General features: G+C 59.7%; 16 protein-coding genes. 5 read left to right on the forward strand and 11 right to left on the reverse strand.

Going from position 1 to position 13281, the window contains the following annotated elements; all coding sequences use genetic code 11:
- The first annotated feature begins 39 nt into the window (after positions 1–39).
- Positions 40–840 (forward strand): M14 family metallopeptidase, encoded by an 801-nt coding sequence (locus ACMGFL_RS09140; protein WP_436935230.1) that lies wholly within the window; start codon positions 40–42, stop codon positions 838–840.
- Between the two features lie 66 nt (positions 841–906).
- Positions 907–1317 (forward strand): hypothetical protein, encoded by a 411-nt coding sequence (locus ACMGFL_RS09145; protein WP_436935231.1) that lies wholly within the window; start codon positions 907–909, stop codon positions 1315–1317.
- Between the two features lie 45 nt (positions 1318–1362).
- Here ACMGFL_RS09145 and ACMGFL_RS09150 read toward each other — a convergent pair whose 3' ends face one another.
- On the reverse strand, positions 1363–1815 hold the full coding sequence (locus ACMGFL_RS09150; RefSeq protein ID WP_436935232.1) for a UPF0179 family protein: 453 nt from the start codon (positions 1813–1815) through the stop codon (positions 1363–1365).
- Between the two features lie 69 nt (positions 1816–1884).
- Positions 1885–2082 (reverse strand): DUF5800 family protein, encoded by a 198-nt coding sequence (locus ACMGFL_RS09155; protein WP_436935233.1) that lies wholly within the window; start codon positions 2080–2082, stop codon positions 1885–1887.
- A gap of 299 nt (positions 2083–2381) precedes the next feature.
- On the opposite strand from ACMGFL_RS09155, the gene ACMGFL_RS09160 reads away from it, so the two are divergent.
- Positions 2382–3323: a UbiA family prenyltransferase gene (locus tag ACMGFL_RS09160; protein ID WP_436935234.1), complete on the forward strand. Its 942-nt coding sequence runs from the start codon at positions 2382–2384 to the stop codon at positions 3321–3323.
- A 70-nt stretch (positions 3324–3393) separates the two neighbouring features.
- Positions 3394–3960: a thermonuclease family protein gene (locus ACMGFL_RS09165; RefSeq protein WP_436935235.1), complete on the forward strand. Its 567-nt coding sequence runs from the start codon at positions 3394–3396 to the stop codon at positions 3958–3960.
- Between the two features lie 29 nt (positions 3961–3989).
- On the opposite strand, the gene ACMGFL_RS09170 is transcribed toward ACMGFL_RS09165, so the two are convergent.
- From ACMGFL_RS09170 to ACMGFL_RS09180, 3 genes are read right to left on the reverse strand one after another with little or no spacing between them, the layout of a single operon-like run.
- Positions 3990–5669, reverse strand: coding sequence for a sensor histidine kinase (locus ACMGFL_RS09170; RefSeq protein ID WP_436935236.1), 1680 nt, complete (start codon positions 5667–5669; stop codon positions 3990–3992).
- Positions 5670–5684: 15 nt separating this feature from the next.
- The gene (locus ACMGFL_RS09175; RefSeq protein WP_436935237.1) at positions 5685–6077 is read right to left on the reverse strand and encodes a DUF8160 family protein; all 393 of its coding nucleotides are present in this window, start codon (positions 6075–6077) and stop codon (positions 5685–5687) included.
- Positions 6077–6871, reverse strand: a complete 795-nt coding sequence (locus ACMGFL_RS09180; protein WP_436935238.1) for a ParA family protein — start codon at positions 6869–6871, stop codon at positions 6077–6079. The genes ACMGFL_RS09175 and ACMGFL_RS09180 overlap by 1 nt, the downstream gene beginning before the upstream one ends.
- Positions 6872–7987: 1116 nt before the next feature.
- Between ACMGFL_RS09180 and ACMGFL_RS09185 the strand changes: the two genes are divergently transcribed.
- The gene (locus ACMGFL_RS09185) at positions 7988–8512 is read left to right on the forward strand and encodes a DUF5305 family protein (protein ID WP_436936437.1); all 525 of its coding nucleotides are present in this window, start codon (positions 7988–7990) and stop codon (positions 8510–8512) included.
- Positions 8513–8630: 118 nt separating this feature from the next.
- On the opposite strand, the gene ACMGFL_RS09190 is transcribed toward ACMGFL_RS09185, so the two are convergent.
- The 6 genes from ACMGFL_RS09190 to ACMGFL_RS09215 form a co-directional block, all read right to left on the reverse strand.
- On the reverse strand, positions 8631–8930 hold the full coding sequence (locus ACMGFL_RS09190; protein WP_436935239.1) for a DUF5779 family protein: 300 nt from the start codon (positions 8928–8930) through the stop codon (positions 8631–8633).
- A gap of 61 nt (positions 8931–8991) precedes the next feature.
- Positions 8992–9816 (reverse strand): nucleotide exchange factor GrpE, encoded by an 825-nt coding sequence (locus ACMGFL_RS09195; protein WP_436935240.1) that lies wholly within the window; start codon positions 9814–9816, stop codon positions 8992–8994.
- A 109-nt stretch (positions 9817–9925) separates the two neighbouring features.
- Positions 9926–10756: a ZIP family metal transporter gene (locus tag ACMGFL_RS09200; protein ID WP_436935241.1), complete on the reverse strand. Its 831-nt coding sequence runs from the start codon at positions 10754–10756 to the stop codon at positions 9926–9928.
- 88 nt (positions 10757–10844) lie between these two features.
- Positions 10845–11759: an HhH-GPD family protein gene (locus ACMGFL_RS09205; RefSeq protein ID WP_436935242.1), complete on the reverse strand. Its 915-nt coding sequence runs from the start codon at positions 11757–11759 to the stop codon at positions 10845–10847.
- 21 nt (positions 11760–11780) lie between these two features.
- Positions 11781–12410, reverse strand: a complete 630-nt coding sequence (locus ACMGFL_RS09210) for a fibrillarin-like rRNA/tRNA 2'-O-methyltransferase (protein WP_436935243.1) — start codon at positions 12408–12410, stop codon at positions 11781–11783.
- Entirely contained in the window at positions 12407–13252 is an 846-nt protein-coding gene (locus ACMGFL_RS09215; RefSeq protein ID WP_436935244.1) for an NOP5/NOP56 family protein, read from the reverse strand. The genes ACMGFL_RS09210 and ACMGFL_RS09215 overlap by 4 nt, the downstream gene beginning before the upstream one ends.
- Positions 13253–13281: the final 29 nt, after the last annotated feature.

Here is a 13281-nt window from a genome sequence, read left to right on the forward strand (position 1 = left end):
TCTCCAGATTCATTAGGCTCCCACCGCTAGGAACCGCTAATGCGTATCGAGTATCTCGGCGGCGATGATCCCGATATTGCGGTCGTCGGTGGGATCCACGGCGACGAGCCATGTGGCCCGGAGGCTATCGAACGATTGCTCGCGATGGAACCGGACGTCGAACGTCCCGTGGCGCTGGTGATAGCGAACGAGCGGGCACTCGCAGTCGAGAAACGCTACGTCGACGAGGATCTCAACCGGGCGTTTCCCGGCCGCAAAGATGCGACAACGCACGAATCCCGACTCGCCGCACGTCTCGTCGAGGAGATCGGTCACTGTCGGACGCTGTCGCTACACTCCACGCAATCCTACGAGGGGATGTTCGCTCTGGTCAACGACGTCAGCCCGTACGCACGGGAGATCTGTCCGCGTCTGTCCGTGGACGCTGTCGTCGACGTCGGCCCGTACGACGAGGGGCGGCTGTTTCAGTCGATTCCGACGACGGTCGAAATCGAGTGTGGCTATCAGGGCTCCCAGCAGGCCGCCGACAACGCCTTTCAGGTCGCCAGGGAGTTTCTCGGCGCGACTGGCGTGTTACCCAGCGAGCGACTCGCCCCCCAGACCGATCTGGAACTCTTTCGACTCCGGCGACCGATCGAGAAGGCGGACGCAAAATCCTATCAGGTCTACGCGTCGAACTTCGAGCGCGTTATCGAGGGAGAACCGTTCGCTGCCGCAGACGAGACCGAGATGGTCGCGGAAGGGCCGTTCTACCCCGTGTTGCTGTCGCCATATGGCTACGAGGAACTGTTCGGGTACGCCGCCGAGCGCGTCGGGACGTTCACCGCTAGCTCCGAGTGACGAGGCGACTCGCAGGCCGTTCACAGAACAGCTAAAATTATATATAGCGGCCGATATATCCCGACTATGACGACACTCGGAGAGGTACAGACGACGATTGCGGAATCGGCTCCGGACGACTGGATACAGTTTGCCGATATGGGGACGTGGACCTTTCGCAGCGACGTACAACTCCGGATTCAACGCCACGAACAACTGAACGCGAATCTCGAAACGCCCTGGACACAGCACCTGCAGGCAAACAGCCAAAGTTTCAGCTATCTGGTCTATTACGGCAACTCACCTGTCGAGTATCATACGATCGCGAGTCTCGACAACTTCCGGGCACACGTACCCTTCCCACAGCAGCCCGCAAACCCGAACGAGCCGTACACGATTTCCCCCTATCAGGCGACGCTCGGGAAGATCATCACCGGCGACGAGGATATGTTCCGGTCGTATCTCAACAGTACCGGAATCGAAGTGCGGGACGCGTAGCGAACTGGCTGCACTCTTTCACAGGCGTCCACCAGTATCCCGGCCTCACGCGTCTTCGGGCGGTTCAAGGTCGACGAGCGTCAGGTCCCGGTCCAGCATGCAGAAGTCGTGGGGCGGGTCACCGACGACGCTGTCGATGCGATAAGACAGCTCGAAGTCGGCCCCGGCCGGTTCACAGTACTCGTGGCTGGGACATCCCGTGTGTGGACAGGAACCCTCCAGCGAGACGTTGCTCCCCGCGTACGCGCTGTCGGCGGCAACGTTCGCCCGGATGGTCGCTGGCTCGACTTCGACGGCCGTGACGCCGGTGTCGTGAACGGCACAGTCGAGCGTGTGTGCATCCTCGCGAATGTCGGTGATACGGTATCGTCGTCCCGGCGTGAGATTGAGACACTGGTCGCGGTAGGGACACCCCTCACATGCGTCTGCCTCGCCCTGATAGACGAATTCCGTACCCTCGCGCGCGAGGCGCGTCCCGACGAGCGTCACCGTCGCCATAGGTTTGCTACGTGGTGAGTGCAGGTAAGCCTCCCGCATCCCAACGGGCCGTCAGAGAGGTAGGGGAAGCTACGTGAGGATATCCCCGATTCGCTGTGGCTCCCCAGAAAGGGCGGGGTCCTCGTCGATGATCTGGAGTACCTCGTGGTCGGTCATCGCGGGATACTCCTTGTCGATTGCTTCCTCCAGAAGCGCCTTTTCGAGGCGAAATTCGGTACCCTCGTAGATCACGTCAACACCCTCCTCGTCGAACGAAAGAACGGTCATATCGACAGATAGGTGAGCGATGAATAAAAAGTAGCCGGGACAGACCCGGACCGCTTGCGTGAGACATCGAGTGGGCACGCAGTACAAACGAGTTTGTACAGTTCGTCTCTCTGTGCTGATTCAGAATTGCGTGAGAGGAGAACAGTCCGAAACCTATCAGTATTTATACGAATGTATGACGTTTTATTCCTCATGCAAGAAAAACCAAATGAAACGCTGTCTGTCCCGTTCAGACGAACGTCCAGCCCTCCGTACAAGCACGGCGTCGCCGCTCGAACGAGAGACAAATAACGCAAACGATGGCATCCGACCAACAGACGCTGTCAAACGTCCCCGAAACGTCGGTCGGCGCACCGGGTTCGATGAATGCACGGTTGCGGAGTCTCACGACGCGGCTCTGGCGGACGCTGGAGTACAGTTCGGCGTATCTCGCGCTCATCGCGGCGGCGAAGGTGCTTATCGTGATGTACATTCTGTCACTCCCGCTGAGTCCGGCCCCGCTCGTCGGTGCGCTCGTCACGTTTGCAATCTATGCAAACGACCGAATCGTCGACACCGAGAGCGATAGCGTCTCGAACCCGGACCGGACAGCATTCGTACAGCGGTATCAAAGCGAACTGTACGTACTCGCCGCAGTCGCGTACGGTCTCGGTGTCGCCGTCGCCGCACTCGGTGGCGCGCTCGCGTTCGGTCTGACGGTCCTTCCCGGTCTCCTCTGGGTCGCCTACGCCGTCGAGTGGATACAGGTCAACACGGTCCAGGTGACCCGACTCAAAGAGATTCCGGTGATCAACTCAGTGCTCGTCGCGATCGCGTGGGCAGTCCCTGTCGTCGTCCTGCCAGTTGCGTTTGCGGATGCGACGCTCACGCCCACCGCCGGACTGCTCGTTCTCTACTTTAGCTTTGCAACCTTTGTCAATACAGAGATTGCAAACATCCGGGATGTGGAAAGCGACAGAGCAAGCGGCGTCGCGACGATGCCGACAATCGTCGGCGTCGAGCGGACCCGGGTTGTTCTGTCTGCCCTCTCGCTGGGGACACTCGTCGTCCTCTGTGGCGGAGTCGCTAGCGGAATCGTGACTGTGCTCTCGGCAGCAGTCCTCTCGACTGGCGTGGTCTGTCTCGTCGTCATCCTCTCGCTGGTCGAGCGAATATCGAACGAACGGCTTCTCGCACTCGGTGCCGAGTGTACACCCGTCCCGGTACTGCTCGGACTGGCAGTGCTGGCGGTTCTGTCGTAGGAAAGCGGTCCACTCGGGACACAGACAGAGTTCACCGACGTTTTTTGTCACAGGATTTCGTTGCATCAGTATGAGAACCGCGTCGTCGGCGTATCTGTCTCTGGTTGGCATGCTCCTTCTGTCGGGGTGTGCAGGCGCACCCATCTTTTCCGGTGAGCCGACACCGTCTGGGGAAGATGCCATCGTCGTGACCGTCGTGAACGTCGCAGACGGCGATACAGTCGACGTGCGATACGACAACGGAACCGAAGCGACGGTTCGGCTACTCGGCGTCGATACTCCAGAGGTTCAAACGGAGGTCACCACCGACGAGTTCGAGGGCGTCCCCGACACGACCGGGGGCCGTGAGTGTCTGCGTCGCTGGGGGTCGCAAGCATCAGAGCACACCGAAGCGCGACTGGCGGGGGAACGGGTAACGCTGCGATTCGACGCGAGGGCGGACCGGCGGGGCGGTTTCGGACGGTTGTTGGCATACATCGTCGTGGACGGCGAGAACTTCAACCGCCACCTGGTCGCGGAGGGACACGCCCGCGTCTACGACACGACATTCTCCGAGTTAGACCAGTTCAACGAGGCAGAGAGGGATGCGCAAGAAGCAAACCGGGGCGTCTGGGAGTGTCAGTCGGCTGGAACCTAAGAGATAACACGGCGAGATGACGAACCCGATCAGGACGCGCCATCAGTCTCCGAAAGGACGGGGGCCTCGACGGTAACGACGGTCCCGGTCGGGTCGTTGTCTTCGAAGATTACCTCGCCGCCGGTGAGTTCCGTTCCCCAGACGATAAGCGCAAGTCCGAGGCCGCTGCCGTGTTTCAGCGGCGTTTCGGTCCCCTCGGTCAACAGCGTGAGTTCGTCGTCGTTGACCCCCGGGCCGTTATCCTCGATGACGATTCGGACGCCGTCGTCGGTCTGTGTAACGTCGACCCAGACTGTCGGGTCGGCGTTCGTGTTGTGTTTTGCTGCGTTTTCGATGATGTTCGAGAGGACGTCGTCCAGAACGCCGTGTACGTAGGTCGTCTCCGAACAGAGATCGGTGTGAACGGTTACGTCGGGATAGTCGTCGCGAACCGAGTTGAGACAGTCCTGAACGATAATACCGAGACGTACCGGCGTTAGTTCGGCCCGGCCGCGCTCGAAGACGTCGAGAATCTGGTGTATCTTGTCGCTGAACTCCTCGATTTCGAGTACCTTCTCTCGGGTTTTTTCGACTCGACCCTCGTCGTCCTGGTCTGCGAGCACCTCGGTCTGACTCAGGATGACCTGAATGTTGGTTCGGATATTGTGGCGAAAGACCCGGTTGAGAACTTCGAGACGCTGTTGCTGTCGGACGTATTCGCTGATATCGTGGAGCGTGATGATCTGTCCGGTCGGCCGGTCGTGTGTGTCAGTCAGTTCGTTGATCGAGATGTCGTAGACACGCGTTCCGTCCGTAGAATGAAACACGGTACGCCCGGAGTGAGATTGCTCACTCCGGATGTTCTCGAACTGGGGGATCACCGATTCGACCGGACTGCCGAGTGTCGCTGATCCAACCGCCTGTGCCGCCTGGTCGTTCATGTCGACGATATTGTTGCGCCGGTCGAGGACGATCAGCCCCTCCTGCATCCGACGGAACATCGACCGCCGCGCCGGTCGAATCGGCGTCGGACTCGTCCCGAGCAGTTGAAACCGCGTCAGCGCCCCCAGAAAGAGGACGGCAGAGAGTGAAAAGGCGACAGGTGTCGGGTCAATTCCGCCAGTGGGCAGGAGTCCAAGCAAGTGAGTCACGTTGGTGACCCACGGGATAAACAGCCCGAGCAACAGCGCGAGACTCTGTCCGCGGAAGAGAAACACGTCACTGGAAACGAACTGCAACAACAGAATTGCACCCAGAATCCCAAGCAGGTACGTGTACGCCGCGATCACCCAGAACCAGATTCCGGGAGTTCGATCGAGGATCATCGATCCGCCCTGTTCGACGAGCACTGAATCAGTGTACATCAGGTGATGGATGTCGTTTGTCAACCCAAAGCCGATAGTGAGAATCGGAACGACCGAAGCAACAAGGAGATACCGGACTTCGAGATACTCGATGTATCCTGTATACGACAGACAGAAGAACAGCCACGCAACGGGGAGGATGGCAACTCCCAGCCAGGTGACGTCCGTCCAGAAGATCTTCTCGGCCACGCCAGTCTCGTTGATCCGGAAAAAGAGCGTGGCTGACCACCAGCACTGACCAGCGAGCAGGACTGTCAACGAGACAGAGCCCGGTTCAGGGCGCTCGCGCCAGGCGATCAGCGCGCCAGTGAATCCGATAGCAATCGTCGCTATCAGAATAATCTGCATGACGAGTAGTGTGGACATGGTCTCGGACTGTGCTTATTCGTAGAAATCGTCTAGGTACGCCCGAATCTCAGAGATGTCCGCACCGTCCAAACTATCCAAACCATACTGGATGACCAGCGGGTAGAAGTGGCGATTTTTCTCGAACTCCTCGTCGTACTCGAACTCGTACTCGGCTTTCAGGACGTTGTACAGTCGGCGGAGTTCGCGGACCTGGGCGTCTGGGAGATACATGTACGTTCCCGTCTGCGTTTCCTTGATCGGGGTATGCTCCGTATCCGAGGAGTCAGCCGTCACATCCGCAGAATCTGCGTCGGTGATCTCACCGCTGGACGAGTCGGGCGGTTGCTCGTTCGAGGTGGGATGGCTCTCTGACTGTTCAGTGGACCGTTTGCGGCGTTTTCGGAGTCGTTCTGATCGGTCGTCCATTAGACGTGAACCTCCGTTCGTTGAAACTGATCGGCTAGCTGTGCAGCAATATCCTCAAACATCGGGAGTTGATCGCAGTTGGGGTCTTCCTCGAACAGGCTGACGCCGTTGCTGAGCGCCCGCTGGATGCTCGCCCGTTCGCGAACCTGCCAGACCGGTGTGTCGTCGAAGGCGTCTTCGATCCAGGCGATCATCTCCTGTGCCTGAGTCTTTCTGACGTCGATTCGGTTGATGATCACGCCACAGTCCTGAATCTCGATGCCGTAGTCTGTCTCGAGCGCGCCGATGTGGTCGTACAGCAGTTCGAAGGCACGCTTGCTCGTCGTCTCCGCCAGCGCGGGGATAAGTGTATTCTGTGCCGCATAGAGCGCGTTATCCATAAGATTGCCGAGAAACGGAGGGCAGTCGATGAGGACGTAGTCGTACTCGTCTTCGACGTGTTCGAGTACCAGATCGAGTTGCTGTCCCGACCGACGCGACAGCGTCAGTTCCGGTTCGATGGCCGTCATGTCGATATTCGAAGGAATAAGATCCATCTCCCGGTGCTCCCGGACGATATCGGTGATTCGCTCGCGCTGTTCTGCGTCACTCAGTACGTCAAAGAGCGAGGGGGGATCCTCGTCGTATGCCTCCCGCATCCCGAGATTCTCGGTTGCGTTTCCCTGTGGGTCCAGATCGACGAACAACACGTCCGATCCCTGTCGGTTGAGGGCACCAGCAATATTTATCGCGATAGCAGTCTTTCCAACACCTCCTTTCTGATTACTGATTGCCAGCCTCACTGGCTTTTCCATACAAACCATCCAAACGAACACGAAGATAAATAAGTTCGTCAGACATCTGGCAGACGGTTGAGTGAAATAGAGTGGTCGAGTGAGACGATATCGGGAAATGATTGGAGATCAGGTGTCACCGTTCGACGAGCGCAATAAAGGAAAACACGACGATAAACACAAGATTGTATCCAGATAGTAGTATCTGGCTGAAAGCTGTTCTGTGGCTCATCTCCAAAAAGGGGCACGGTCAACAAACTGTTGACGCAGGTCGAAATCGGCGTCCGCTCATCGAGTTTGGTGAATCAACGCTTCGATCCGTTCTAGACACGTCTCGAAATACAGTTCCTCCGAAACGCATATGGAGTATTCGTCAGAGGAACACAGCCAAAGCTGGCTCTTCGTACTCGGTGTCCTGTTCTACATGTTTGGATTGTTTTTGTTCGGAACCGGCCGCGAACTCGCAACCGAGAACAAGCTCGTGGTTTCCCCTGATTGGTACACACGAGTTCAACGGACGGATCACCAGTCGCTGACTCAGGAATATCCGTCTGTTCGTTATCTATTTACGGTGTGCATAAAACATGAAACCTACTGAGGTCTACCCGGCCACGACAAGTTTCCCTGTTCATTTCAGAGAACAGTGAATACATCATAGCCGGGTTCGTTGTACTGACACTATTTGGGGGGTTTCTCACATTTGAATCGTATCTCAGTCCCGGGACAGAGGTCGAACGAAGCGAAAAGGCAAGCTGGTCCTCGACTGCAGAGTTTACCCACCAGGCGACCGTCGTAAACCAGACGGCGGTGTTCGATGAGGGAGACGTGTTAACAAACCGCTCCGTGTATTTCGAGTCTGTCACACCGACGCTCGACAGTACGTTCCGGTACGAGTACGAAGCCACAGCAGGCGGAGAGCTAAATACGGCGACTGAACTTTCGGTCATTCTCCGCTCAGTCGACCAAAATGTAGAGTACTGGCGCACGGAGACCGAACTGGGAGCTGTCAGTAACGAGTCCGTCCAATCCGGGGAGGAAATTACGGTTCCATTCTCGATAAATATCACCCAACTCAACGAACAGATTGGGGAAATTGAGAGTCAACTGAGTGGATCGCTCGGGAATACATAAATTATTATCGAGTTACAGGTAGAACTCACGGGCACTCGCAACGATCTGCAGATAGCCGAGGAGAAGGAGTACCAGATGCAGATCGACACACAGGGGAACGTCTACAGGGTGACGAATGGCGGCCCTGTTACGGACTCTGGCCAGCAGTTTGCACAGGAGACGAGTCAGAAACGCTATGGGCCGCTCTGGACAGTCGGTGGCCCCGTCCTACTGTTCGTATCGGTGCTCGGGATCGGTGGAATCGTCATCGGGCGTCGAGAGGAAACATTCGAGATCTCGGACAGAGAACGGACGTGGATCCAGTATCGAGCAGAGCGGTCGGAGTTCGAGGAGTGGATCAGCCACGGCACGCTCCCTGCAGATGTCGACGAGCGGACCGTCGTGGAGGTCGACTCGCTCGAAGATCTGGTCGACGTGGCGATCGACTCGAACCGACGAGTCGTGGCGGATCAGTCCCGGAACAGCTACGTCGTGATTCTCGAAGAGACCATATACAGATTCACTGCGCCGCCATCGCCCGGAAAAGCATAACGCAGACTGTCAGAACGAATACCGCGCCACGACACCGTTGTGTGATCGATCAAACGGGACAGAGAGAAACACGTCCCACAGTGGTTTTCGAGACGGTACGGGTCGGAGCGATACCGCGTCATTCGAGTCGGTCAGCGTCGATGCTGACACCCGGCGGAGTCACGATCAGAAAGCCGCGAAAGTGCATGAGTTCGCCCCCAGCGTCCTTGATCTGGCGTGCGAATCCGGCCGCGAGTTCGTTCAGGTCACCCTCGACGTTCAGCACGAGTATCGCGTTCGATTCGATGACCGAGAGCCACTCCTCGTCGGGCGTCGACCCATCGAGCACACCGAGCACGATACGGTCGCTGTCGACCGATTCCCCCTCGTCGAGCTGGTCTTCGACCGACTGCAGATCCAGACCGTCGAAATCTCCCATATCTCATGCTTGGCCGACCGATACAAAAGTCTACTGACAGCCGAACAAATCTCGGCTCGGTCTACTCCTCAGATCCGCCACTGACGGTGACCTGCGCCGGGCGAAGCACCTTGCCAGCCATCTCGTAGCCAGTTCGGTGGACGGACGCTATCGAGTCCGCGGGCTGGTCGGACTCGACCGTTGCGAGTACCTCGTGACGCTGCGGGTCGGTATCCTGCCCCGGTTCGGGTTCGATCCGCTCGACGTTCTCGCGGCGCAACTGCTCGTCGAACTGCTCGACTGTCGATTCGAGGCCGCTCCGGATGTCCGCACCTTCGTCTTGGTCGAGCGCCCGGTCGAGATTGTCTCGCACGTCGAGGATGCGCTCGACGAAGTCCTCGGTCGCGCGCTGTTTCTCCTCTTCGAGGCGCTTTTGCTGGCGTTTCTTGTAGTTCTGGAAGTCGGCCTGTTTTCGCTTCAGCCGCGACTCGAAATCGTCGGCCCGCTCGCTCGTCTCGGCCAGGTCCGATTCGAGTCTGTCCCGTTCCCGACGAAGTGCTTCGATCACGCGGGCAGTCGTCTCCACCGACGCCGCGTCCACCCACTCCAGTACCTCCGCATCGACAGCCACGTCCTCGGGGTCGATGTCCGTCGAGACGCTGACTCCTTCGGCGCTGTCGTCGGCATCGTTGTCGGTGTTTCGCGAGAGAATCGCATCGAGCGCCCGCTCCACGTCGTCTGGCTTCTCGGCGATTTCTTCGAGCGTTTCACGCTGTGGATCGGCTTCAGACTCGTCACTCGACTCATCACGTGCGTCTGTGTCTTCGGCGGTGGTCGCTCCCTCCGTTTCCTCGCGTGCGGACTCGTCGTCGGCGGCCACGTCGGTGTCGCCGTCCTGCTCGGTCATACACGATGCAAGCCCGCTCGTGAATAAAAACCAGTCGACACGGGTCGAGCGTCCCTGCCGAGCGGGTTCGCCTGCTGGGAATCTCGTCGCGTAACGTAGCGACCGGGAGTTACCCGAGCGATATGTCGAGATAGAGCATCACGATCGCACCGAAAATCGTCCCCAGCGTTGCGATCCGTTCGTGTCCCCGTGTGTGGGTCTCCGGGACGATTTCGTCGCTGATGACAAACAACATCGCTCCGGCGGCAAATCCCATCGCGTAGGGGAGCAACGCCGACACCGACTGGACAGCGTACGCACCGAGGATGGCAAGTGGGATCTCGACGAGTCCGGACCGAACCCCGACAAACGCCGCGTAGAACCGCCTGTCCAGACCAGCGTTGATCGCCGCCACAGACACCGCGAGTCCCTCCGGGATGTTCTGAATTCCGATGGCGAGCATCAGCGGGATGGCAGTCTCGAGGTCGCCGCTGCCGAATCCGACGCCGACAGCGAGTCCCTCTGGCATGTTGTGGAGCGTGATCGCCAGAATGAACAGCACGACGCCAGCGAGACGCTCGTCGGCTACAGGAACGGTGTCGCTTGGATTCGCTGCATCGCTTCGGCGCTTCCCCGAGAGCAGATAGTGCGCATGTGGTACGAGCATGTCCGACCGATCCAGAAACAGTGCGCCGAGGGCCATACCGATAAGTACCGGGAACGGACTTCCGCTCGGCGTATAGGTCTCGATACCGGGGATGATGAGACTCGTGAAACTCGCTGCGAGCATCACGCCCGCGGCGAAACCAAGAGCACCGTCCAGAGCACGCTCTGATGGGTTCCGCCAGACGAATACGAGAGAGGCACCCAGAAGATTGAGGGCGGCGATGACGAGTCCACCCACCAGTCCGTGGACGACTGGATTCGTTCCGAACAGTTTGGGAAATTGTTCAACGACCATGGGTACTCCTCGTGAACACCTCGATCGATCGTACAACCCGTATCACTATGATTAATTGGACCGTACCGAACGCTCGATAGCAGATGCCCTACCCAAGTCGCGCGGTCGTCTCCTCACCCAACTCCTCTATCTCGACCAACCCATCATCAGCCAGATCTGCAAGGAGGTCTCGAAGCCACTCGCGCCCGTACTCGCCGTCTGGCGTGTAGTCCACGCGAACTCTGTGTCCGAGGGTATCGAGACGCATCTCGCCGTGTTCACCGAGTGCCCCAATAATTCGCCCGCGCATCTGTCGCCTGCTCCCTTCAAAGTCTGGCTGTGTGGGTACGTCCGGAGCGGTGAAATCACCTGACTGGTACGCGTCACAGCACTCCCGCCAGGGACAACTCGCCTCGTCGCACCGCGGCGTCTTCCCACAGGCGACGCCGCCCAGTTCCATGATGGCGTTGTTCCAGACGCGGGACTCGCCATCGGGCAGTAGTTTGCGGGCCACACGCTCGAAGGCGTCGTCGTCGTCCGGAACACCAAACGCGCGGTACAGCACCCGCTTGACGTTCGTGTCGACGACGGCGTCGCCGTTGTTGAACGCAAAGCTAGCGACCGCATTCGCCGTGTATGGCCCCACGCCCATCAGGTCAGTGAGGTCATCGGGGTACCGGGGAAACTCCCCGTCGTATTCCTCCTCAATCTGGATCGCCGCTTCGTGGAGGTACTTCGCTCGATTGTTGTAGCCGAGGCTGTGGTCAGTCCAGAATGCCACCACCTCCCCGCGGTCGGCGTCCGCGAGAGTCGCCGTCGTCGGCCAGCGATCGACGAATGCCTCGAAGGCGGTAACGACCCGGGAGAGTTGCGTCTGCTGGCTCATCACCTCTGAGACGAGAATTTCGTATGGATCTGTGGTCTCGCGCCATGGAAACGGGCGGTGGTCGTCGCGATACCACGCCACCAGTCGCTCTCTGACCGCTGGCACGTCGACGGCTTCGAGCGGGTCAGCATCACTCATCGTCGGCGGTATCGACCTCGCTCATCGCTCGGGCGTTGCGACGACGGCGAGATGGTCGTCGTGATACGGTTCGAGTCGCTCGGTCGCCAGTATCTCGTAGCCGGATTCCAACTCTGTGAGTAGCCGGTCGAACACGGCGTCTGGATCAGCGGTGACGTCCTCGCTTCGGGCCTTGAAAGCGGCGATCAGCCGTCCATCGTCTTCGAGAAAGAGCCGATTTGTGAGTGCCACGTCCGCCTGGCCGCGGGTTGCCACGTCCTGGACGACCACGTCGACCGGTTCCACGACGTGGGCGTAGGTCTCAGGTTCGCGGGCGTCCTTCAACAGGGGAAAGAGGTTCGGCCGCCCCTCTGCGACGCCGACCAGATCACGCATCGGACGGGGCGCAAACTCCACGGCGTAGGTCGGCCCTGCGAAGTCCGCGACGTGGCTCACCGTCGTCCCGCTTGCCGCGCCGAGATACAGAGCCCGTTCCTCACCGTCGAGACCGGTCTCGATGCCCTGCTCGATGGTCGCGCCGAGTTTCGAGCGGTGGGGGTTCCAGAGTCGCCACTCGCCGTCTGTCGGTTCGCCGTAGACTGGTTCCCCACGCGTCGCCAGCCCTGTCTGTCCATCGACCGACCGCCGCTCGACGCCCGCGGGGAGTGTCACGTCTCATCACGAGCGCGGATACGCTCGATGCGTTCGTTCAGTTCGTCCTGTAGTTCCGACCGGAGGTCACCGCTGTAGTGGTCGATTCTGGCAGCGATTGTGAGTTTGCCAGCGAGCGCCCGGGCAGCAGATCCGCGGTGTTCGGGCGCGGTCGACCTGACAGCCTCGTGGGTGTAGATGATCCCGTGTTTCGGGGACGGCGCGCCGCCACGAAGGTGGGCGAAGAGCGCGTCTTCGGCACCGAGCAGTTGCACGGTGCCGCTTGGCTGTTTCGCCAGTTCTTCGAGTCCGCCCGCAAGCGAGACGAGTCGTGCGGCCAGTTCCGGGCCCGCGAGCGCGGCGAGGTTCGGGGCCACCTCCGGCGCCAGTCGCTCGACGAATCGCTGTAACTCGTCGCCCTCCGCCTCGACGGCGAGCACCGTCTCGGCGAGTGACTGCACGCGCCGCCGGGCCGGGTCTGCCGTGTCGTCGTCGACGAGCGTCCGGAGATACTCGGTGTCGACCGCCGCGTCGCTGTCGTGTGTGCCCGCCCACTCAGCGACGCGCTCGGTGAGTTCGTTCGCCGTCCGTCGACAGTCGTCCATCGCACGGATGGCGTGGATCAGTTGTCGGTCGTCGGCCTGTTCGAGTTCGGCCGTGGCCTCGCGGGCCGCGTGACAGGTCACCTCGTGTAAGAGTTCGTAGTACTCCTCAGTACTGTCGACGACGCCCGACTCGACTGCCCGTTCGGGCCACACCGCTGGCTCCGTGGCGCGTCCCCGCTCGATGGCCGCACGTGTCGCCTCGCGGTCCGTGAGAGGGCAGCCAGCAAACCAAGCCGAGTCGTCCGCTCGCTCGCTCATACCTCTCGTTCGATCCGGGGGCGTTTATC

It is taken from the genome of Halovenus marina (assembly GCF_051414115.1).
GTDB classification, from domain to species: domain Archaea; phylum Halobacteriota; class Halobacteria; order Halobacteriales; family Haloarculaceae; genus Halovenus; species Halovenus marina.